Below are 22881 nucleotides of genomic sequence, written 5' to 3'. Positions count from 1 at the left end.
TTCTCTTTTCTTACTTTAAATTATGTCCCTGGCTCTCAAGATGATACATCAGAATCGAAAGGGCTGTAACTCCCGCTGTCTCTGTCCGCAGAATCCTGGAACCCAGGGAGACCGGCCGAGCTCCCGCCGCTTTTGCTTTCTCTACTTCCTCCGCGTCAAAGCCGCCTTCCGGTCCGATAAAGATCCCCACAGACTGTCCCGGCCGGATATTCCGGATAATCTCCGCCGTCTCTTCCATCCCACGCTCCAGTTCATACGGAATCAGAATCACATCCAGCTCTGACGCCTGTTTCAGAGCTTCCGCAAAGGAAACCGGGCGGCTCACCTCCGGTATAACGGCGCGTCCGCACTGTTCTGCCGCACTTCTGGCTATGGCCTGCCACCGGGCTGTCTTTTTCTCCGCCTTTTTCTCGTCCAGACGCACAACGGATCTTCCCGCCGCGAAGGGGATAATTCCGGCCGCTCCCAGCTCCACGGCTTTCTGCACGATCCACTCCATCTTATCTCCTTTGGGAAGCCCCTGAAAAAGATAAAGGGCGGAAGGCAGTTCCGTATCCGCGGCTTTTGTCTCAAGAATCTCCAGAACCGCTTCTCTGTCCTCATATCCGGAAATACGGCAGGTATAAGTAATACCCAGTCCGTCCTGGATCTGCACCTGCTCTCCCGGCTTCATGCGGAGGACATTTTTCATATGGTTTACATCTGCGCCGGACAGACGGATTATCCCGTCCTGTACCGACGATATCTCTACAAAAAAATTCTGCATCAGTTCTTCCTCGCTGTCACGCAGACCCACTCGCCCTGGTATGTCACATCCAGCACTTCCAGTCCTGCATCCTTAACAGCCTTTACAACTGTATCTTCCTTATCGTCAATAATGCCGCTGGTAATGTAAATGCCGCCTTTTTTCAACTGATGAACGATCACCGGCGTCAGTTCCACCAGCACATCAGCCAGAATATTTGCCGCCACGATGTCGTAACACTCATATCCCACTTTATCCTGCACATCCCGGTCGTCAATGATATTTCCGATCATAACCTCATACTTGTCCTGAGGGATTCCGTTTACCGCCATATTTTCCCGGGTGGCGTCAATGGCACAGGGATCCAGATCTGTTCCCACAGAATACGCGGCTCCGAATTTCAGGGCAAGCATACCCAGAATGCCGCTTCCACAGCCTACGTCCAGAATCTTTGTATCCGGCTTTACATATTTTCTGATCTGGCGGATACACAGCTGGGTAGTTTCATGCATTCCGGTTCCGAACGCCGTGCCCGGATCAATGTGAATTACCATTTTTCCGCTGTCTTCCGGCTTTACTTCCTCCCAGGAAGGAATGATCAGAATGTCGTCTACATAGAACTGATGGAAATACTGTTTCCAGTTATTCACCCAGTCCACGTCCTCGGTCTGAGACTCTTCAATCAGGCACTCGCCTACATCCACATAGGCGGACATGTCCTTTAACTCCTGTCTTACCTGACTTAAAATACTGTCTTTATCGTCATCCTCTTCCAGATAAAAACTTAAGTACGCCACGCCGTCATCCGGCTCTGTCTCCGGCAGAATATCTACAAACATCTGCTCCTTATCTGACTGGGAAAGAGGAATCTTATCCTCAATCTCCACTCCCTGAATCCCCAGTTCCATCAGCATACTGCTTACGATATCCTCTGCCTGGGTCGTTGTCTTTAACCGGAATTTATTCCACTTCATTCTTCTTCATCCTCCTGAAACCATAGGTTTAAATTTACACCGCCGGTAATCCCCGGCACCTCTCCTGTCTCACTGTACTGCCAGATCTTATATTTATACGGGCACTGGGGCACCGCGTGATAATCTGCATACCAGAAATCATAATCTGTAAGTTCTTCCATAATAAGCGTACGGGCCATCCATTTCATATTGGAATAGATCATCGGTTCATAGCCGCCCGACTCGATTGTATCGCAGAAAACCTTACAGTAATTGGTAAACTCCTGTCTTGTATTTCTGTCTGTCCGGGCATCACTATATTCAATGTCTTCTGTATCATATACTACCGGCCCGTCTATATCATAGCCGCGGATATGTTTCAGAACATACTCCGCTTCCTCCACCGCCTCAGCAGGGCTGATGGCCTGAGAGAAAAAATATACTCCCACCTCCAGGCCGGCATCCTGCGCTTCTTTTACATTTTTTTCATACATGTCGTCCATTACCAGTTCTCCGTTCTCGCCGTAGGCCCGATATCCCAGACGGATAATCACAAATTCTACCCCGCTGGCTTTTACTTTCTTCCAGTCAATCTCTTCTCCCTGGAATTCGGAAACATCTATTCCCACTCTGGAAGACACTCCGTTTTCTTCATCTGTGTAATGTTTATAGCCTGTTTTTTTATCTGTCTTAAGATAAGAAAAATCATAGGTGCATCTGGGAACATCAGCCAGCAGTTCCGCCTCATACTGTCTGCCTGCCTTGTCCTCAAATGAATAAACTTCTTTTCCGTCTTTCTCCTCAATGTCAATTCCTTTCAAGTCATCTTTCTCTGTCCCGGTTGCTTCTCCCTGCATCCGGCACCCTGCCAGAAACAGCGCCATGCAAAAAGCCAGTACTGCAGCTCTGTATTTTTTCAGCGTCATCTGTTCAAAACTCCCGCAATTATTTTCTTTCCGTTTCAATCCGCACACAGTGTGCTTACAGCAGAAATTCTTCCGTTTTGCGTTCAAATCAAAACTCACCTATTTAAGATACAACGATTTTCCTTTCCATGCAAGTCATCTCATCGCCCGGGCATATTTTTCCTCCCCGGATTACTTTCGCGAATACGCCCTCCCGGGGCATAATGCAGTCGCCCATCTGCTGAAAAATGGCGCATCCGTGGTGGCATTCCTTCCCGATCTGCGTGATTTCGAGAACAACGTTGCCGCAGGCAAGCCTTGTGCCCACCGGAAGAGCGGAAAAATCAATTCCTTCCACCACCAGATTTTCTCCAAAAGCGCCGTTTTCCACCCGGGCTCCCCGCTGTCTGAACGCTTCTATTTTATCATAGGAAAGAAGACTGACCTGGCGGTGCCATTTTCCCGCGTGAGCATCCCCTTCAATCCCGTAATCTTCTATAAAATTCCCTTCTGCCGCAGCAGTCTTCTGTGTGCCTTTTTCAGGACTTGTGCAGACTGCAATTACTTTTCCCATATATATGCCTCACTTTTCCTCCGGATTTCTGTCAGCCGCCGATCCGGGACATTTCTCTGTTTTCCCGCTGTCCGCCTTCCCCATTTTCATCTTCATTATCTTCTTCGCTGAAATGATGACAGGCGGGCTTGCTGAGAACCGTCTGTATGACGGCCTCCTGTATCTGTTTATCCGATGCTCCTCCCCGAAGCAGAGCCTTTATGTCAGTTGCTGTTCCGTACTGAAGGCAGGGCTTAAGCATTCCTTCTGAGGTAAGCCTCAGACGGTTGCATGTGCTGCAGAACTTGTGGCTGAGCGCGCTGATAAAACCGACTCTGCCCCGGAAGCCCGGAAAGAGAACATACTCCGCCGGTCCGTTCCCCAGCAGTTTCTCATATGGCTGCGAACTTCCGAACTGTCTTTCCAGTATTTCTTTTATATCTGTGTTGCTTCTTCCGGCAGACTCTTTCCCCGGTCCGAAGGGCATCAGCTCAATAAAACGTACGTCCACCGGATATTTCCGGGCCAGCTCCGCCAGACGGAGAAGATCGTCGTCTGTCCCGTCCTCCAGAGGCACGCAGTTGATTTTCACCGGAAGCCCCGGACACCTGAGAGCCGCGTCCAGACCTTCCAGCGCCTTGTCCAGACTGCCGACACGGGTCACCTGATGATACCGTTGCGCGTCCAGTGTGTCAAGACTGATATTCACGGCATCCAGACCATTGGCTGCCAGATCCCGGATCTGTTCCTTCAGCAGTGTTCCGTTTGTTGTCAGCGTTACCTGTTCCACTCCCGGAATATGCTTTAATTTTCCCAAAAGAAAAGGAAGCCCCCTGCGTACAAGGGGTTCTCCACCTGTCAGTTTAATGCGGGATATTCCCAGCTCTGCTGCTATCCGGCAGAACCGCTCTATCTCGTCAAATGTCAGAATCTCGCTGTGGGGAACGGCCGGCACCCCTTCCTGCGGCATACAGTAAATGCAGCGCAGATTGCAGCGGTCTGTAACGGACACTCTGATATATTCAATTTTTCTGCCGAACTGATCCTGCATATTTTTCTTGCGCATGAATTTCCTTTCTTTTTAAATTATTTTATTTCATCCGATTCATGTCCGCATTCTCCTGCTCTTCCTTTCAGGATCGCCAGACCGTGATCCAGAGAAGGAAGCACCGCTTCCAGATTCTCTCTGGCCGCTTTCGGACTTCCCGGCAGGTTGATAATCAGTGTCTCGTTCCGGATCACCGACACGCCCCTGCTTAACATAGCTCTGGGCGTAATCTGCAGAGATGCCAGACGCATGGCCTCCGCGATTCCCGGGACATTCCGCGCAGCCACCGCCAGCGTAGCCTCAGGCGCGCAGTCTCTGGGCGATAATCCCGTACCGCCTGTTGTAAAAACTATATCAACTTTTATCTCATCACATAATTTACAAAGACACTCTTTAATTTCTCCCATCTCATCCGGAAGAAGCATCGTTTCCACCACTTCATAACCGGCCTGTCTAAGCATATCACAGATAAGAGGACCGCTTTTATCCTCCCGTTCTCCTGCGTATCCTTTATCGCTCAGTGTTACAACCGCTGTTCTCCATCTCTTCTGCTCCATTTCTTCCGCCTCTTCCTACATCAGTTCAATTTCCCTTCGGCCGGACTTCTTTTGCCCCTGCCGTTCTCTGCCGCTGTGCCGGCCATTATATACATTTCCGCTCTTTCCGCCTGTTTTTTTCACCAGATAGATCTCACTGATCTCCATTGTCTTGTCCAGCGCCTTGCACATATCATAAATCGTCAGCAGAGCCACACTTACACCTGTCAGCGCTTCCATCTCAACTCCCGTTTTTCCTGTCACTTTCACCGTACAGGTACAGGAAATCGAGTACTCATCCTCATCCATGTCAAATGTAATTCTGCAGTTGGTCAGAGGAAGAATGTGGCACATGGGAATCAGTTCCCAGGTCCGCTTTGCTCCCATAATTCCTGCCGTGGCCGCCACGCCGAGAACGTCTCCTTTTCCTATGGTTCCTGCTCTGACCGCCTGAAATACTTCCCGGCTGACCAGTATTTTCCCGGTGGCAGACGCTTCCCGGAGCGTTTCCTCCTTGCCGGTCACATCCACCATAACCGCTTTGCCGTTTTCATCAAAATGCGTGAAGCCCATACTGTATCTTCCCCTTTATTATACTTCTGACCCGGACTGTTCCTGCAGATCTTCTGCGTCATTCAGAAATCCGTTTGTTCCGATCCACACTTTTTCGTCCATGTTAAGCAGCTCAGCCTCAATCCAGTGCAGTCCTTCCATAGAAGGATCTTCTTTATCTGTAATCTTCCATCCGTACGCTACTTTATAATATCTGACCGCATCCCGGCCGTCCTCCTCTTCCGAAGCAACCTGCACTTTTACATAGGGAATCTGGGGCCTGACCGTCCAGTCTGTAATCTCACCGGACTCGATGGACTGGCCGCCCGATGCAGAATCTTCAATATCAGCGGAAAGATATACATCACATTGAACAAACTCCATCAGCTCTTCTATCTGCCCGTCAAGCTCTTCATTTTCCTTTACTCTGTCGCAGAACAGTTCTTTCAGCCCTTCCCTGTCATGCTCCGTCAGGCAGCGGATAATTTCCTCCGACATAGGATGAATTTTCTCCGCCTCTTCTGACATCATCCCCGTCAGCTGCAGCGCCCGCAGCTGGGAACAGGACGTCAGGCACAACATTGCAGACAACGCCAGAAACACCGACGCCGCTCTTTTAAAAATGCACTTCCTGTTCATAGAAACACCGCCCCTCTCACCGGTATAAAACACACGCCCGGGAAAGCCTTTCCCGGCCCATACACTATAACGATCATACCACATCCGGGGGAAGATTTGTAGATGTGAAATTCGAAATTATAGGCGACATGGTACTGAAGAAGAGTCCGAAAACGCCAGAATACTAACAACCAGTAAATCGTATTTGGAGAACGGCTGCGGGGCATTTCAGCTCCGTTCCGCGGAATAGTAAAACTACAAAACCCCTGACACAGGCTAAAAGCAGGATTTTCAATGGAAACTCACGTTCCGCTCGAACAATTCCATTGAAAATCCTAACGCCTGCATCCGGGGTTTTAAGTTTTACTAGATCCCGCTCCAAGTCACTGAACTGCCCCGCAGCCGTTCTCCCAAAAGTTCATTTTGCCGTCCGTATTCCGACATTTTCTGCTTTCATCCAATCGGCACTGTCACCCATAATTCCAAATTCAGCAGACAGAAAAAACCGAAGACAGAACTTCATTCACTTACATTCCTCCGAATCCTGCCCGTTGTTCTGAAACAGGCTATTTCCATTTTCAATAAACCGGTCGGAAAACAGATACCCTCAGGCAAAAAAGTTCCGGTTTCTTTTGTTTTGGCGGGAATCGAAATCTGACGGGAATACCGCTGCCCGGATGCGCGCAGAAAACAGCGGAATCCAGACGGATGGATGCGCCTTTCGGAGTTCAGAATTTCCGCATCTGATCTCCGAATACGTTTCTCGCCGGTTCTGTATTCTGATGTTTTCGGACCTCATCCGACATCCATATCCCGTCAGTTCCCGATTTACGCGCAGCTCTGATCAGCGGATTCGAACTGGGAGTTATAGAGATCCGCGTAGAATCCGCCTTTTGCCAGGAGTTCTTCGTGTCTTCCCTGTTCTACGATATCGCCGTCTTTCATAACCAGGATCAGATCCGCGTCGCGGATGGTTGACAGTCTGTGGGCGATGATGAAGCTTGTGCGTCCTTTCATCAGATTATCCATGGCCTTCTGAATAAGCACTTCGGTTCTTGTATCTACGGAGCTGGTGGCCTCATCCAGAATAAGGATTTTCGGATCCGCAAGAATGGCTCTTGCAATGGTAAGAAGCTGCTTCTGTCCCTGAGAGACATTGCTTGCCTCTTCGTTCAGCTCCATGTTGTAGCCGCCGGGCAGGGTCTGTACAAAGCGGTGTACATGGGCAGCTTTCGCGGCCTGGATGACTTCTTCGTCTGTGGCGTCAAGTCTGCCGTAGCGGATGTTTTCCATAATTGTTCCGTGGAACAGCCATGTATCCTGGAGCACCATTCCGAACATTTCCCTTAAGTCACTGCGGTTAAACTCTCTCAGATCGTGTCCGTCGATCCGGATGGATCCGCTGTTTACGTCATAGAACCGCATGAGCAGTTTGATCATGGTTGTTTTTCCTGCTCCGGTAGGACCTACGATAGCAATCTTCTGGCCTTCTTTTACATTTGCGGAAAAGTCATTAATGATGATTCTGTCCGGGTTGTAGCCGAAATGTACGTGATCAAACTGTACATTTCCCTCCAGTCCTTCTGTCGATACCGGATCTGGAACTGTCTGTTCCTCTTCGTCCTCTTCCAGGAACTCAAATACTCTTTCCGATGCCGCCGCCGTGGACTGAAGCATATTGGCGACCTGCGCCACCTGCTGAATGGGCTGAGTAAAGTTTCTGACATACTGGATAAAGGACTGGATATCGCCGACTTCGATTGTATTCCGGATTGTCAGATATCCGCCCAGTATGGCTACCGCCACATATCCCAGGTTGCCCACAAACTGCATAACCGGCATCATCATACCGGAAAAGAACTGGGATTTCCATGCGGAGTTATACAGCTTCTCGTTTGTCCTGTTGAATTCTCCGATTACGTCTTCTTCTTTATTAAATGCCTTTATAATGCTGTGGCCGCTGTAGATTTCTTCTACCTGTCCGTTTACATTTCCAAGGTATTCCTGCTGTCCCCGGAAATATTTCTGGGAATGCTTCATTACAAATGAAATCAGCAGTACCGACACCGGAAGCAGAAGAATCGCCACCAGCGTCATCAGCGGGCTGATAGAAAGCATCATGATAAGAACGCCGATGATTGTTGTCACAGATGTGATCAGCTGAGTCGCGCTCTGGTTCAGGCTCTGCCCCAGTGTATCCACATCATTTGTCACACGGGAGAGCACTTCGCCAACCGGCTTTGTGTCAAAGTAATTCATCGGCATGCGGTTGATCTTTTCGGAAATCTCTTTCCGCAGCCGATAGGTGGTCTTCTGTGATACTCCTGTCATAATGATTCCCTGTATGAAGGAGCATAGCGCGCTGATCACATACAATCCCAGCGTAATCAGAAGGATTCTCCCGATCTTGCCGAAATCCATGCCGCTTCCGCCGGAAACCGTGCTGACCAGGCCATTGAAGATCTCTGTTGTGGCCTGGCCCAGAATCTTCGGTCCCGCAATGTTGAATATCGTACCGCATATGGCAAAAACAGCGACAAACAACATATGGACTTTAAACGCGCCCATATACCGGAACAGTTTTTTTATTGTGCCTTTGAAGTCCTTAGCGCTCTCCCCTGCCGTTCCGCCATGCATTCCTCTTCCCATTGGTCCTCTAGCCATTGCACTGCACCTCCTTTTCTCCTGCGCCGTCTGTTATCATTTTGCTGCTGTCTCTGCTCTTCCCCTGGTTTTCCAGTTCCGATTCAGACAGCTGCGACGCGGCGATCTGACGGTATACTTCGCAGGATTCAAGAAGCTCCTGATGGGTTCCCATTCCTGCGATTTTACCCTCATCCAGTACAATAATCTGATCGGCATTGAGAATTGTACTGATTCTCTGTGCTACAATCAGCACGGTACTGTCCTTTGTTTTTCTGCGGAGAGCCTTCCTCAGCGTAACATCTGTCTTAAAGTCAAGAGCGGAAAAACTGTCATCAAAAATGAATACTTCCGGGTGTTTTGCGATAGCTCTGGCAATCGACAGTCTCTGTTTCTGGCCTCCTGATACATTAGAGCCGCCCTGGGCGATGGGGCTCTTATAGCCCTCCGGCTTTTCTTCAATAAATTCTGCCGCCTGGGCAATCTCTGCCGCTTCCTTCATCTCGGCTTCACTTCCGTGAGGATTGCCGAACAGAATATTTGAAGCAATATCTCCCGAGAAAAGCACGCCCTTCTGGGGTACAAATCCAAGCCTTTCTCTGAGTTCATGCTGGCTTACCCGGCGGATATCCGCTCCGTCCAGTGTAATGGAACCTTCCGTCACGTCATAGAAGCGGGGAATCAGATTTACCAGCGTGGATTTTCCGCTTCCGGTACTGCCGATAATCGCGGTAGTTTTCCCCGGTTCTGCCGTAAATGTTATATCATGAAGAACATTTTCATCTGCCCCCGGATACCGGAAGGACACGTGGCTGAATGTAAGGACACCTTTCTTCCGGCCGTCAAATGTTGCCGGATGCTCCGGATCATGAATCACAGTCTGGCTGGACAGCACTTCCTCCACACGGTCTGCCGCCACTGCCGCTCTGGGCAGCATAATGGAAAGCATGCACAGCATAAGGAATCCCATGATAATCTGCATGGTGTACTGAATAAATGCCATCATATCTCCCACCTGCATCTGACCTTCGCTTATGCCGTGGGCTCCATTCCACATAATAAGAACAGAAATACCGTTCATTACCAGCATCATGACCGGCATCATAAAGGTCATGGCGCGGTTAACAAACAGGTTTGTCCGGGTCAGATCCCGATTGGCCTGATCGAATCTCTCCTCCTCATGCTTCTGTGTGCTGAAGGCGCGGATTACAGACAGTCCGGTCAGAATCTCACGGGTAACGAGGTTCAGTTTATCTACAAGATTCTGGAGAATCTTAAATTTCGGCATGGCCACAACAAAGAGCACCAGGATTACCAGCGCGATCAGGATTACGGCAAGAGCAATAATCCAGGACATGGATACATTTGTCTGGAACACCTGAATAATTCCGCCTATGGCCAGAATCGGTGCATAGAGCACAATCCGCAGAAGCATTACCGTAAGCAGCTGAATCTGCTGGATATCATTGGTGCTTCTTGTAATCAGAGAAGCGGTGGAGAAATGATCAAACTCATTGTTTGAGAATCCTACGACCTTGTGGAACACTCTGCTTCTCAGATCCCGGCCTGTAGCCGCGCCTACACGGGACGCCAGAAAGCCGACAAGAATACTTGCCGCCATTCCGAGAAAGGCCAGCCCTACCATCTTACCGCCTGTCACAATCAGGTAGTTTATCTGAATGCTGTCCATATCCAGCCCCAGCTCTTCATACGCGGACTGAACATATGCCACCGCTGCCTGTTCCAGAATCGTATCCGGCAGATCAGCCATCTGTTCGTCCATTCCCTGCAGCATGGCTGCCCGCTGTTCTTCCGGAAGCATTTTCAGAAGATCGAAGACGGACATGTCCCCGGTCTCTGTCTGAGCCGGCATATTTGCCTTCATCTGTTCTTCAATCTGCTTTGTCATATCACTGCCGGATTCAAATCCCGCTGTCAGCATCATGGGCCCCTGGAGAATTCCGCTGATTTCTTCTTTTTTTTCGGCGCTGTCCGATACTGAATCTTTCAGCACGTAGGCTTTCATATCATACGTGCTGTCATCTTCCTCATAGGCGTCAAGCACTGTATCCTGATCCCCGGCCGGTACAAACAGAAGCAGTTTCTCCATCTCATCCGCGGAAACAGCCTCTGGGATCTGATCCTCTATGCCGCCCTGCTGAATTCCCACATTTACAATATCAGATGTGTACGAGGGCAGTGACAGATCACAGTATGCCTGTATGAACAATATTACAATGATCGCAATCAGAGCTTTCCAGTGCTCCGCCGCATATTTGAATAAGTTTTTCATACCTCTTCTTTCCTTTCATATTTTTCCAGATTATCTTTAACCTGCAGTATCAGTCTTCGAAACAGAAGCTGTTCCTCCAGGCTCATGCCTCCCTGGATGATCTCATCCATTCGTTCTCCGACATTTTTGACCGACTGAATACAGGCCTTCCCCCGCTCCGCCAGGGTAAGCCGCATCACACGCTGATCCGATTTGTCTGTTTCCCGGGTGATATATTTCTCCCGTTCCATCTTCTGAATGGCTGAAGTAATAGACGGAGCCGTCATATTCAGCTCCCTGGCCAGCTCTTTCTGAGAGATTGACTTTCTGCGGTGAAGAGTAAAAAGAATTGCCGCCTGACTGCGGTTCAGATCAAATTCCTGATACATTCCCTTCGCCGTATTTAACATCTTATGCAGCACAATGCCCATAATCCCCATCAGAGGAATATCATTTGTTTCGCAATTCATCTGCTTCCCTCCATAATATTTTCTATAGTCTTTCCGCAGATCCGGCAGCTGATCTGCCGGGAACAGAAAACGTTTAGTTAGGCAACTAAATATTAGACTAGTATTATTGCATAAAAAAAGCAAGTAAAAAAATATAATTTCACATTTTTTTCATACTTTTTACACAAATTTAGTTTTATAGCCGAATCATTTATTTAAATATCGCCTCTTCATTTGTTGATATAAACCAAAAACGCCGTCAGAACTGTCCTCCCCCGCCTGTTGACATCACAGCCTGTATGGTGGTATATTATCTCATAGTATGAGATATAAAGGAGATACAGTATGGATTACCGTAATCGTGCAGAATATTTCCTTCACTATATGAGACAGCTGAACCGTACGGCAATGATCCGTGATCTGACCAGCCTGGCCTCAGGGGAACAGGCTGTCCTTTATTATCTTGCATTTCAGCATGACGGTGCTTCCGCCGGGGAACTGACCTCTGCATTTGATATCAGAAGTTCCCGGACTGCGGCTATTCTGAATACGCTGGAAAAGAAAGGATTCGCCCGGCGTCTGCAGAATCCTCAGGACAAACGGCAGGTTCTGGTATATATCACCGAAGCAGGAAAGCAGGAGGTAAAGGGAAGATACGAAGATGTGATCAGCCGCATGGCTGAATTTCTGGAACTTCTGGGGCCGGAGGACTCAGAGGAATTTATCCGGATTGTACGGGATGCTGTTCTCAGAAATATCGGAAAGTAAGAAAGGAGTTTTGTTTTATGAAATCACTTGCAATCGAAAGGGAATTTGGCAGCGGAGGCCGTGAAATCGGAAAAAGGGTGGCAGAAAAGGCAGGCATTTCCTGCTATGACGGCAGCCTGATAGCTCAGGTGGCTGAATCAAAAGGACTGTCTCTTGATATGCTGAAAGAATATGATGAAAAAAGAACAGGAAATGTCCTGTACAATATCGGGCTTCTGGCAAGTTACAACTATAACCGCAATAATTCACAGGCATTTGAACTGTACTATGAGCTGCAGAAAACAATAAAAGCCCTGGAAATGCAGGGTCCCGCCGTGTTTATCGGCAGAAGTTCCACAGAAATTCTCAGGGATAATCCCCGTACAGTCAGAGTATTTATTTATTCCTCCGACATGGATAAACGGATCGACCGGATCGTCCGCACAGAAAACGTAACTCCGGAACAGGCAAAGAAAATGATGGAAAAGAAAGAGCGGGAACGGAGGGACTATTTTAAATTCTGGACAGACAAAGACTGGTCAGACAAGAAAAATTATGATATGGCGCTGAATACTTCTGTTCTCTCACCCGATGAATGCGCCCGGATTCTGCTCTGCGCGATTGACGCTCCGTCCGCATAGGACGTCCGGCACAATCCGGTTCTGCTCTCACAGATCCCGGCCACAAATTTTACATAAAAGTAATCCCGGGCTGCACCGCGTGCGATTCCAGAGATGAAACGCACAGGATACGGTCCGGGATTTTTCTATTCTGAAGCAGAGGATTCTTCTTTGCCGGGCTCCGGTCTTCGGGAAATCGTTCTGACGCTGATGCCGTTTACTTCTATATGATCATCTACCGGAATAACCAGGCACTGTCTTCCGTCAATAATCCTTGTCTCCACCAGATCTGCTCTGTCCGGATTTACCTTGATAATCACATCCGGCGTCTCAATATTGAACTTCTTCGTCTCCGCAATGTTGGAGGCCTGCAGCTGCCCTTTCTCTCCCGCGTTTTCCGCGAAATTTTTCTCAAAAGTCTCCATCTTTTCATTCGGGACTCCGCTCTGCTCAAATATTTTCTTCACATCTGTACAGTCAAGTGTCAGCGGCTCCGGCTCTTCTTTGTGCTCCTCCATCAGATCCGCGAGAGTTTCATGGATATTCCGCACAGTCTCATAATCCCCGTCCTCACCCAGAGTGTCCTCGATAATCGTCTGAAAAGTCTCCTTCTGGGTATCCGCCGACATGGGCGTGGCAGCTCCAAGAAGCTGTTCGATCATCTCCGGCTGAAGATCCTCGGATTTTTTCGTATAATACAGAACACTGTGCAGATCTGTTCCTCTGTCATTAAAGGCAGGGAAAAGGAATCCTTTGTCCGGCATATCCACAATCCAGTCCCGGATCCGGTCCTGAATCCGGTTATCCTGAGCGTTATAGCTGAGTCCTGCTTTTGACAGGACAACCGGACAGATGCTCATCAGCAGGTATTCGTACACTTCATCTGACGCGTCAAACATCTCCATGCCGTCTGAAGCCTTGCCCGGAATATCATACATTGCGTGGATCAGAATTATGTAATAGTTTTCTCCATAATCATAGGCTGCAATGACCTTATCATAAAATTCTTCCAGAAGCATATCGTCCTGCAGCTTGCTGTCCCGGAGCTTAAGCAGGAATTCCTGGGCGCCACCGGGCATCTCCGCATCCAGCGGAAACTCCAGATTCAGCATATTTTTCCCCACTGTTCCCGAGAGTGTCTTTTTAAAGATATCAAAATATTTGAACGCCTCTTCTTCCGGGAGGGAAAGAAACGCGTCCTTTGACTCCATCTGTTTTACTTTTTCATGATCCACATAGCACCCACATATTCTCGTTATGGCACAGTTACGGGGCGTAAATTGTTTTCGGATCTCCAGTATTTCCTTCTTGTTCATGTCATATCCTCCTCGCATATCCTCTTACCCGCGCACAGTCATACACGAATATTCTACACCTGATTTCCCGCAAAAAAAAGGTTTGATTTCCCTTTATTTCTGTGATACTATAGCGAAGGACTTAAAGCACATAGTTCACATTTTATAAAGACTATGCCTGTTCCTGCCGCCGGGCAGGAACTGTACAGTGCATTCATCCCGCGCCGTCAGGCCACAGCAGGAGCGGGTATGAATGCCTTTTTTATTCTATTACAGGAAAGGAACAAAAAATTATGAGTATTGCACCTACAGAAAAGATTTTCCCTGTTTTTCTGAAATATGTGTCTGCCAATGTTCTTGGAATGATCGGCTATTCCTGCTATATCCTGGCTGACACCTTTTTTATCGCGAGAGGAATCGGTGCCGACGCGCTGGCCGCGCTGAATCTGGTTCTTCCGGCCTACAGTCTGATGAACGGCACCGGCCTGATGATCGGTATGGGCTCTGCCGCCCGCTATACATTGTCCGCTGCGGGATCTGACAATAAAATCCACCGTACAATTTTTACACATGCGTTGTACCTGGGTATCCTGGCGGCCATAATTTTCAGTTCTGCCGGAGCGCTGTTTCCCTCACAGATAGCATCTTTCCTCGGAGCAGACGCCGATACGGTCGGATATGCCGCAGACTATATCCGCATCCTCCTCATATTTTCCCCGCTCTTCCTGGGAAATAATATTCTGCTGTGTTTTGTCAGGAATGACGGCTCTCCCCGCCTGTCCATGACGGGAATGATCGTGGGAAGTCTGACAAATATTGTGCTGGATTATGTATTTATCTATCCGCTTGGCATGGGTATGACAGGAGCCGCCATAGCCACGGCAACCGCCCCTGTTGTAAGTATGTTGATTATGTCTCAGCATTTTATCCGAAAGAAAAATAACTTCCGCCCTGTCCGGACGAAAGTTTCCCTGATCCGCTGGAAAGATATCTGCGGTCTGGGAGTATCTTCCCTGATTACAGAAATGTCTTCCGGCATTGTAATTATTGTATTTAACTTCCTGATTCTTGGACTGAGCGGCAACACCGGAGTCGCCGCCTATGGAATCCTGGCAAATATCGCTCTGGTGCTGGTATCTATCTTTACAGGAATCGGCCAGGGTATCCAGCCCGTTGTCAGCTGGTATGCCGGAGAAACCGGCCGGCACCAGCGAAACAGACTGCGCAGGTATGCCCTTTGCGCTTCTCTGCTTCTGGCGTTTCTGGCCTATGGGCTGATCAGTATATTTGCCGTTCCCATCGCAGAACTGTTTAACCGGGATCACACCCCGATCCTTACGTCAATCGCTTCAGAAGGCATGCGGATCTATTTTATCAGCCTGTTCTTCTCAGGGATCAATATTGTTGCCGCAGCCTTCCTCAGCTCGGCTGACCGGCCAAAAGAAGCATTCGCCGTGTCCATCCTGAGAGGATTTGTACTGATCATTCCAACTGCCTGGCTTCTGTCAGCCCTTCTGGGCCTGACCGGCATCTGGATGGCAGTTCCGGTAACAGAAGCACTGGTCTGTATTCTGTCAATTATATTTATTTTCAGAAAATAAGAAGAAAGGGGGACGGACCCCTTTCGCTGATATTGTCAGAATATTTCAGCGTGAGGAGTCCGTCCCTTTATCTGTATGCAGAATCTCATTTGCATTTCTGATCCGCTCTTTTGCCGGCGGTTCGATTCCCGCAAGCGGATACTCATACCCCAGCTCTTTCCACTTATATTCACCCAGAGTATGATATGGAAGCACTTCAACTTTTTGTACATTATTTAATGTCTTTATAAAGCTATAAAGTTTTTTAAGATACTTATCTGTGTCATTTCTTTCCGGCACAAGCACATGCCGTATCCAGACCGGCTTTCCTATATCAGACAGATATTCTGCCATGTCCAGAATATTTTTATTGCTCCGTCCGGTCAGGATCTTATGCTGTTCATCATCGATATGTTTTATATCAACCAGCAGAAGATCTGTATATTTCATCAGTTCATTAAATTTTCCGAAAAAAGGCTCTTCCCTTGTAAAAGGCGCGCCGCTTGTATCTATAGTGGTATGAATCCCCTGTTCTTTGGCCTTCCTGAAAAGCTCTGTCAGAAAATCAATCTGCATCAGCGGTTCTCCGCCGCTGACCGTAATTCCTCCACCGTCTTTCCAGTAGGTCCGGTAGCGGAGAGCATTCTTTATCAGCTCATCCGTACTGCGCAGCTCTCCGTCCGTCATATTCCATGTATCCGGATTGTGACAGAACTGACAGCGCATGGGACATCCGCTGACAAAAATAACAAACCGTACGCCCGGCCCGTCTACAGAGCCGAAACTTTCGGTAGAATGAATGTATCCTTGCATTTTTTCTCCTTTCGGGAACGCAGCGATCCGCGGGCCGCCCGCGGCGCTGCCCATAGTCTGTGTCTGCTCTTACAGCAAGACAGGCGGCACTTATCGTTCCGCCTGTCTCTGTTCATTCAATATCGGTCAGATGTATCCGCTATTCTTACATTCTGTCATGGCAGGTTCTTGCGATTACGTCAAGCTGCTGCTCTCTTGTCAGGTCGATGAATTTTACGGCATAACCGGATACACGGATTGTGAAGTTTGCGTACTCTTCTTTCTCCGGATGCTCCATTGCGTCGATCAGCTTCTCTGTGCCGAATACATTTACATTCAGATGATGCGCGCCCTGATCGAAGTAACCGTCCAGTACATGTACCAGATTGTTCTTTCTTTCATCGTCATCATGTCCCAGCGCTCCCGGGCTGATTGTCTGTGTATTGGAAATTCCGTCAAGCGCCTGCTCGTACGGCAGTTTTGCGACAGAGTTCAGGGAAGCAAGAAGTCCGTTCTTCTCTGCGCCGTAAGACGGGTTTGCTCCCGGAGCCAGCGGCTCGCCGCCTTTTCGTCCGTCCGGAAGAGATCCTGTAGCCTTACCGTATACAACGTTGGATGTAATAGTAAGGATAGAAGTTGTAGGCTCGGAATTTCTGTATGTATGGCATTTTTTCAGCTTGCTCATAAATGTGCGGAGCAGCCATACTGCAATTTCATCTGCACGTTCGTCGTCGTTTCCGTATCTCGGGAAGTCACCCTCCACCTCATAGTCAACAGCAAGTCCATCGTCATCACGGATTACTTTTACCTTTGCATACTTGATTGCGCTTAAGGAGTCAACTACATGTGAGAAACCTGCGATACCCGTTGCAAATGTACGTCTTACATTGGTGTCGATGAGTGCCATCTCAGCTGCCTCATAGTAGTATTTGTCATGCATATAGTGGATCATGTTCAGTGTATCTACATACAGTTTGGACAGCCACTCCATCATCTGATCGTATTTCTCCATAACCTCATCATAGTCAAGGTACTCGGATGTGATCGGTCTGTACAGCGGAGATACCTGCTGTTTTGTCTTCTCGTCAACACCGCCGTTGATCGCGTACAGAAGGCATTTTGCCAGGTTCGCGCGGGCTCCGAAGAACTGAATTTCCTTTCCTGTCTCTGTTGCGGATACGCAGCAGCAGATGGAGTAGTCATCGCCCCATACCGGACGCATTACATCGTCATTTTCATACTGGATGGAACTTGTCTTAACAGAAATATACGCCGCATACTTCTTGAAGTTCTCCGGAAGGTGTGAAGAATAAAGCACAGTCAGGTTCGGTTCCGGTGACGGTCCCATGTTCTCCAGTGTGTGAAGGAAACGGTAGTCGTTCTTTGTTACCATATGACGCCCATCCATTCCGATTCCCGCCATTTCCAGTGTTGCCCATACCGGATCGCCGGAGAACAGCTCGTTGTAAGACGGAATTCTGGCAAACTTCACCATACGGAACTTCATAACCATATGGTCAATCAGCTCCTGTGCCTGCTCCTCTGTCAGCGTTCCGTTCTCCAGATCTCTCTGGATATAAATATCAAGGAATGTGGACACACGTCCCACGCTCATCGCGGCGCCGTTCTGTGTCTTGATTGCGGCAAGGTATCCGAAATACAGCCACTGAACTGCCTCTTTCGCGTTCTTTGCCGGCTGGGAAATGTCATAACCGTAGGACTCTGCCATTTCTTTCATTCCCTTAAGGGCGCGGATCTGGTCTGCGATCTCCTCACGAAGACGGAAATCTGTTCCCTTCATTCCGTGTCTCTCATACTCGACAAAATCAGACTGTTTTTTCTCAATCAGGTAATCAATACCATAGAGAGCCACACGGCGGTAATCGCCGACAATACGCCCTCTTCCATATGTATCCGGAAGACCTGTAATGATTTTGTTGTGACGTGCCTTTTTCATCTCAGGTGTATAGATGTCAAATACAGCCTGATTGTGTGTTTTATGATATACTGTAAAGATTTCATGCAGTTTTTCACTCGGCGTATATCCGTATGTCGTACAAGCCTGCTCAGCCATCTTGATTCCGCCGTAAGGCATAAACGCTCTCTTCAGCGGCTTGTCTGTCTGAAGACCTACAACCTGCTCCAGATCCTTCATATCCTCATTAATGTAGCCCGGGCCGTAAGCTGTCAGTCCGGATACCACCTCTGTCTCCATATCAAGAACGCCGCCCTTCGCGCGCTCTTCTTTCTGAAGTTTCTGCAGTTCTCCCCATAATTTATCTGTTGCTTCTGTCGGGCCCGCAAGGAAAGACTCATCTCCGTCATACTGAGTATAGTTATTCTGGATGAAGTCACGAACGTTAACTTCTTCTTTCCAGAGCTTTCCGTTAAAGCCTGCCCACTGGTCAAAATTTGCTTTTGCCATTTTCTGAAAACCTCCTCCGTGAAATCTTTTTCCTGTTAATAATAATGAATCGGTGCCGGGTCACCCCTCTCACCTGTCATGCGCTAGTATAACATCACGTTAAAAAAAAGACAAGCCCTATTTCGATAATCATTCTCAGAAACAGCCTTGTATTTAATTTTATACAATATACACGGTATCAAACAGTAACTTTTTCGTATATCTTGTGTTTTTCTACTGTACTGCTCACTGTATATTGTTGTATTCATAGCTCTTCGGTTCCTGTATTTTTCCCGGAACAATATCCGGCAGACAGCATAAAAACGGCGCGGAGCCTTATACAGGTCATAGAACTCCGCGCCTGAAATTCATCTTATTTATTATTTATAAAGAAACCTTATTTTTTTCATTCTCCTGCATACCCCGGTACACTTTCTCAGCGGTAATCGGAAGTTCACGCACAATCACGCCCGCCGCATTCTGAACAGCGTTTGAAATAGCCGGCGCCGGAGTATTAATTACAATTTCTCCGATAGACTTTGCGCCAAAAGGTCCCGTAGGTTCATAACTGCTCTCAAATTCGACACGGATTTTTCCCACATCCAGCCGGCTGGGAATCTTGTACTGCATGAAAGAATTGCTGTAGTTCTTTCCCTTTTCGTTATATACAATATCCTCAAACAGAGCCATGCCGATTCCCTGCGCGATACCGCCTTCCACCTGAACACGTGCCAGAGCCGGATTGACTACCGTGCCGCAGTCTACAACCGCCGCGTAGTCCACCATCTCCACTGTTCCGGTTTCCTTGTCGATCTCCACCTCCGCGATGCCTGCCATAAACGGCGGCGGCGAAGTCGGGGAAGAAAATGCCTCGCTGGCAGAAAGTGCTTCATTGCTGAAACACATCACTTTATTTCCGATTTCTTTCCGGGAGATGGACTCTCCGGTCTTCAGGTTCGTCACATTCACACCGTCAAACTGAACATCCTCCACGGAACATCCCAGATAACCGGCCCCTGTGGCGCATATCTTCTCCCGCAGTGTCTCACAGGTCTTTACTACTGCCATACCCGTAACGTAGGTAGTACTGGACGCATAGGATCCGGTATCATAAGGCGAAATATCCGTGTCAACTCCGTGGACAATTATATCATCCATGCTGCACTCCAGGCATTCCGCCGCCATCTGCGCCAGAATTGTATCGCAGCCGGTTCCCATATCCGTAGCGCCGACCATCAGGCTGTAAAATCCATCGTCATTCACCTTGATGGCAACGGACCCGGTATCTACATGGGATATTCCGGAGCCCTGCATGGCCATAGCGACTCCCACGCCTCTGACTTTGCCGTTTCCACAGTCATAGCATGGATATTTTCTGTCCCAGTCAATCATTTCCTTTGCCCGGGCAAGGCACCGGTCCAGGGCGCAGCTGTCTGTTCTCTCGTTATAATAAGCAGGCATCACCTGTCCCTCACGGACCAGATTTTTCTCCCGCAGCACGGTCGGATCCATGCCCATCTTCTCCGCCAGCTCATTAACCGCGGACTCTACCGCAAAAATCCCCTGGGTAGCGCCATATCCCCGGTAAGCGCCGGAAGACATTACATTGGTATAGACCACATCATAAGTAAACCGGAAAGCGTCCGTCTTCCCGTAAAGCGGGATAGACTTGTGACCTGACAGCCCGACAGTAGTCGGTCCGTGCTCTCCGAAAGCGCCGGTATTGGACAGAGTATGAAGGTCGATTCCACGGATTCTCCCTTCCTTATCCGCTCCCACCCGGACATGCATCTCCATCTCATGGCGGGGCGAAGAGGCGGTAAGAGACTCTTCCCGCGTAAAGATAATCTTCGCAGGGCGTCCGGTCTTCCATGTTACTATGGCCGGATAAATCTCCGATACAGACGTCTGTTTCGCGCCGAATCCGCCTCCGATTCTGGGCTTGATCACACGAATCTTATGTTTTGGAATATCCAGGGCATTGCCCAGAATGCGCCTTATGTGAAAAGGTACCTGTGTGGAGGACACTACATTCAGTCTGCCGTATGCGTCCAGATAAGTATAGGTCCGGAATGTCTCCATCATCGCCTGCTGGTTCGCCTTTGTATGATACACACGGTCAACCACGTAATCGCAGGAATCAATCACCGCGTCGATATCCCCTTCCCCGCATTCGCCATGAGCGCAGAGATTCCGCTTATTGTCCGCGCCTACGTTGCACAGGCTTCTCCAATTATCTTCCGGGTGGACCAGGATGGGATTATCCTTTGCTTTACGGAAATCCAGCACCGGCTCCAGAACTTCATATTTGATGCGCACAAGCTTTACAGCTTTTTTAACCGCCTCTTCAGAAACACCTGCCACAATAGCGGCCGCGTCTCCCACAAAGCGCATCCGCCGGTCCAGAATCAACCTGTCATAGGGACTTGCCTCGGGATATGTCTGACCTGCCAGGGTGAATCGTTTATCGGGACAGTCTTTATAAGTCAGAACGCATACGATTCCCGGAACAGCCTCCGCCCGCGCCGTGTCAATCTCCTGAATCAGTGCATGGGCATGGGGACTTCTTACAAGCTTTACGATCAGACAGTCTGAAGGGGCAAGGTCATTGGTATACACGGCCTTTCCGGTGACCAGAGACTCAGAGTCCACCTTCGGAACCGGATGGTTCACATAACTTAAATCCGATAATTTTTCACAGGATCCGCTCATGCCCGCACCTCCTTCTTCTCCGGCACATTTTCTTCTGCCGTTTTTCTCTCCGCCATATAATTCTGTATTGCGCGAAGCTGTCCCATGTACCCGGTACAACGGCACAGATTTCCCGCCAGATATTCTTTGATTTCCTCTACATCCGGGACGGCGTCCGATGCTCTGCCGGATTTTTCCGCCTTTTCTTCATATTCCCGCATCATTGCAAGCACATTCATAATGAATCCCGGGGAACAGAATCCGCACTGCTCCGCTCCCTCTTTTGCCAGGAAACGTCCGAACTCTTCGGCTTCCTGTTCCACGCCTTCCAGCGTTGTCACCTCATGTCCTTCCACGCCGGCTGCCAGCACCGAACAGGACAGGCGGGATTTTCCGTCGATCCAGACGGTACAGAGCCCGCAGTTTGTTGTCTCGCAGCCGCATTTCACACTCTTGCACCCCAGATCTCTGAGCACATTCATCAGAACCGCATCCGGAGCAGCGTCCACGGCAACCTGTTTCTGATTTAATATAAACCGAACTTCCATCTATTTATCCTCCGTTAACATAGAGCTTATGGATCTGCGCAGCAGAACCTCGGCAAGATGCTGCCTGTACTCTGCGCTGCCCCGCATATTTGTTCCATAATCGAATTCCGCAGCTATTTCTTTTGCGCATGCCGCGATGGCTTCTTCTGTTTCATCCGGCTTAAGCTTCCATTTTCTCTCCGTCAGCGCCGCTTTCATCGGCCTCGCGCCCACAGAGAAATACCAGGATTCCTCTCCATGAACAATCCCGGTAACTACCGCGCAGGCGATGACAGGAAAATCTGTCTTTGTCCGGCGGACAGATGAATAACGGAATTTCCTCTTTCCTTTACGGATAATAATGGACACCAGTATGTCTCTGTCCGGTTTGCGGTTTACAAATTCTGACAGACGGATAATGCCGCCGTCGTACAGTTCCACAAAAGTATCAAGAGCCAGTAACGCGGTCAGCACATCCGAGAATCCGAACCTTCCGTAAATACTTCCTCCTACCGTTGCCTGATTGCGGAACTGCACCCCCACAATATGGCGCACAGCTTCTGCAATTCCGTCCCCATACTCTTCTCTGAGCCTCTCACACTGTTCCAGCTGCCGCAGCGTACACATGGCTCCTATCTTGAATACCTTGTCCGTTTCCTCAATCTGGTCCAGTCCGAGACCGGACAGATCAATTACGGTCTTTACCTTCGCGTTGCTCAGCCGCATCCACATCATTCCGCCCATCACGCGGCTGCTGCGCGCCTGATTCAGTTCATACGCTTCCTCCAGCGTCTTCGCCTTTACATAATTACTGATCGTAAGCACAATGGCTCTCCTTTCCTGGCTTTTTTTCTTTCTATTGTATTGTAAAACCGGGCGGGTAAAAGTGCAATTACATTTTCTCTTATCCGACAATTTTTGCAGAATTTCAGCTATTCTTTCCGGTTATAC

Annotated in this window: 20 protein-coding genes; 3 read left to right on the top strand and 17 right to left on the bottom strand. The window is 48.9% G+C overall.

Annotated features, from left to right (window positions below; all coding sequences use genetic code 11):
• Positions 1-10 precede the first annotated feature (10 nt).
• From AC0QUU_RS06480 to AC0QUU_RS06430, 11 genes are all read right to left on the bottom strand, one after another.
• On the bottom strand, positions 11-766 hold the full coding sequence (locus AC0QUU_RS06480; protein ID WP_474545317.1) for a 16S rRNA (uracil(1498)-N(3))-methyltransferase: 756 nt from the start codon (positions 764-766) through the stop codon (positions 11-13).
• Positions 766-1719, bottom strand: a complete 954-nt coding sequence (prmA, locus tag AC0QUU_RS06475; protein WP_474545316.1) for a 50S ribosomal protein L11 methyltransferase — start codon at positions 1717-1719, stop codon at positions 766-768. Before prmA ends, AC0QUU_RS06480 begins: the two co-directional genes overlap by 1 nt.
• Positions 1716-2624 carry a glycoside hydrolase family 25 protein gene (locus AC0QUU_RS06470; protein WP_474545315.1) on the bottom strand — a complete coding sequence of 303 codons (909 nt, stop codon included), beginning with the start codon at positions 2622-2624 and terminating at the stop codon, positions 1716-1718. Before AC0QUU_RS06470 ends, prmA begins: the two co-directional genes overlap by 4 nt.
• A gap of 103 nt (positions 2625-2727) precedes the next feature.
• The gene (locus tag AC0QUU_RS06465) at positions 2728-3177 is read right to left on the bottom strand and encodes an MOSC domain-containing protein (RefSeq protein ID WP_474545314.1); all 450 of its coding nucleotides are present in this window, start codon (positions 3175-3177) and stop codon (positions 2728-2730) included.
• A gap of 31 nt (positions 3178-3208) precedes the next feature.
• On the bottom strand, positions 3209-4222 hold the full coding sequence (moaA, locus tag AC0QUU_RS06460) for a GTP 3',8-cyclase MoaA (RefSeq protein ID WP_474545313.1): 1014 nt from the start codon (positions 4220-4222) through the stop codon (positions 3209-3211).
• A 20-nt stretch (positions 4223-4242) separates the two neighbouring features.
• Complete coding sequence (locus tag AC0QUU_RS06455; RefSeq protein ID WP_474545312.1) at positions 4243-4761, bottom strand: MogA/MoaB family molybdenum cofactor biosynthesis protein; 519 nt, start codon at positions 4759-4761, stop codon at positions 4243-4245.
• A 15-nt stretch (positions 4762-4776) separates the two neighbouring features.
• The gene (gene moaC / locus AC0QUU_RS06450) at positions 4777-5313 is read right to left on the bottom strand and encodes a cyclic pyranopterin monophosphate synthase MoaC (RefSeq protein ID WP_474545311.1); all 537 of its coding nucleotides are present in this window, start codon (positions 5311-5313) and stop codon (positions 4777-4779) included.
• 18 nt (positions 5314-5331) lie between these two features.
• Entirely contained in the window at positions 5332-5931 is a 600-nt protein-coding gene (locus AC0QUU_RS06445; protein WP_474545310.1) for a DUF5104 domain-containing protein, read from the bottom strand.
• Positions 5932-6738: 807 nt separating this feature from the next.
• Positions 6739-8574, bottom strand: coding sequence for an ABC transporter ATP-binding protein (locus tag AC0QUU_RS06440; protein WP_474545309.1), 1836 nt, complete (start codon positions 8572-8574; stop codon positions 6739-6741).
• Positions 8567-10846: an ABC transporter ATP-binding protein gene (locus AC0QUU_RS06435; protein ID WP_474545308.1), complete on the bottom strand. Its 2280-nt coding sequence runs from the start codon at positions 10844-10846 to the stop codon at positions 8567-8569. The genes AC0QUU_RS06440 and AC0QUU_RS06435 overlap by 8 nt, the downstream gene beginning before the upstream one ends.
• Positions 10843-11295, bottom strand: a complete 453-nt coding sequence (locus AC0QUU_RS06430; RefSeq protein WP_474545307.1) for a MarR family winged helix-turn-helix transcriptional regulator — start codon at positions 11293-11295, stop codon at positions 10843-10845. Before AC0QUU_RS06430 ends, AC0QUU_RS06435 begins: the two co-directional genes overlap by 4 nt.
• A gap of 324 nt (positions 11296-11619) precedes the next feature.
• Between AC0QUU_RS06430 and AC0QUU_RS06425 the strand changes: the two genes are divergently transcribed.
• Entirely contained in the window at positions 11620-12042 is a 423-nt protein-coding gene (locus AC0QUU_RS06425) for a MarR family winged helix-turn-helix transcriptional regulator (RefSeq protein WP_474545306.1), read from the top strand.
• A 17-nt stretch (positions 12043-12059) separates the two neighbouring features.
• Positions 12060-12662, top strand: a complete 603-nt coding sequence (locus AC0QUU_RS06420; protein ID WP_474545305.1) for a cytidylate kinase-like family protein — start codon at positions 12060-12062, stop codon at positions 12660-12662.
• Between the two features lie 125 nt (positions 12663-12787).
• Here AC0QUU_RS06420 and AC0QUU_RS06415 read toward each other — a convergent pair whose 3' ends face one another.
• Positions 12788-13957 (bottom strand): DUF4317 domain-containing protein, encoded by a 1170-nt coding sequence (locus AC0QUU_RS06415; RefSeq protein WP_474545304.1) that lies wholly within the window; start codon positions 13955-13957, stop codon positions 12788-12790.
• Between the two features lie 272 nt (positions 13958-14229).
• Here AC0QUU_RS06415 and AC0QUU_RS06410 point away from each other — a divergent pair, with 272 nt between their 5' ends.
• Positions 14230-15537, top strand: coding sequence for an MATE family efflux transporter (locus AC0QUU_RS06410; RefSeq protein ID WP_474545303.1), 1308 nt, complete (start codon positions 14230-14232; stop codon positions 15535-15537).
• Positions 15538-15582: 45 nt separating this feature from the next.
• Here the strand turns inward: AC0QUU_RS06410 and pflA are convergent, their stop codons facing one another.
• The 5 genes from pflA to AC0QUU_RS06385 all read right to left on the bottom strand — a co-directional run bounded on the left by pflA (position 15583) and on the right by AC0QUU_RS06385 (position 22755).
• Positions 15583-16329, bottom strand: coding sequence for a pyruvate formate-lyase-activating protein (gene pflA, locus AC0QUU_RS06405; protein ID WP_474545302.1), 747 nt, complete (start codon positions 16327-16329; stop codon positions 15583-15585).
• A 145-nt stretch (positions 16330-16474) separates the two neighbouring features.
• A complete protein-coding gene (gene pflB, locus AC0QUU_RS06400) occupies positions 16475-18733 on the bottom strand; it encodes a formate C-acetyltransferase (protein ID WP_474545301.1) in 2259 nt (752 codons plus the stop codon).
• Positions 18734-19096: 363 nt separating this feature from the next.
• Entirely contained in the window at positions 19097-21424 is a 2328-nt protein-coding gene (locus AC0QUU_RS06395; protein WP_474545300.1) for a xanthine dehydrogenase family protein molybdopterin-binding subunit, read from the bottom strand.
• Complete coding sequence (locus tag AC0QUU_RS06390) at positions 21421-21951, bottom strand: (2Fe-2S)-binding protein (protein WP_474545299.1); 531 nt, start codon at positions 21949-21951, stop codon at positions 21421-21423. Before AC0QUU_RS06390 ends, AC0QUU_RS06395 begins: the two co-directional genes overlap by 4 nt.
• On the bottom strand, positions 21952-22755 hold the full coding sequence (locus AC0QUU_RS06385; protein ID WP_474545298.1) for an FAD binding domain-containing protein: 804 nt from the start codon (positions 22753-22755) through the stop codon (positions 21952-21954).
• Between the last annotated feature and the right edge of the window lie 126 nt (positions 22756-22881).

The sequence above is a fragment of the Mediterraneibacter sp. HA8405 genome (genome assembly GCF_056148955.1).
Note: the sequence above shows the minus strand (reverse complement) of the source record. Positions and strands in the feature narration are given on the sequence as shown.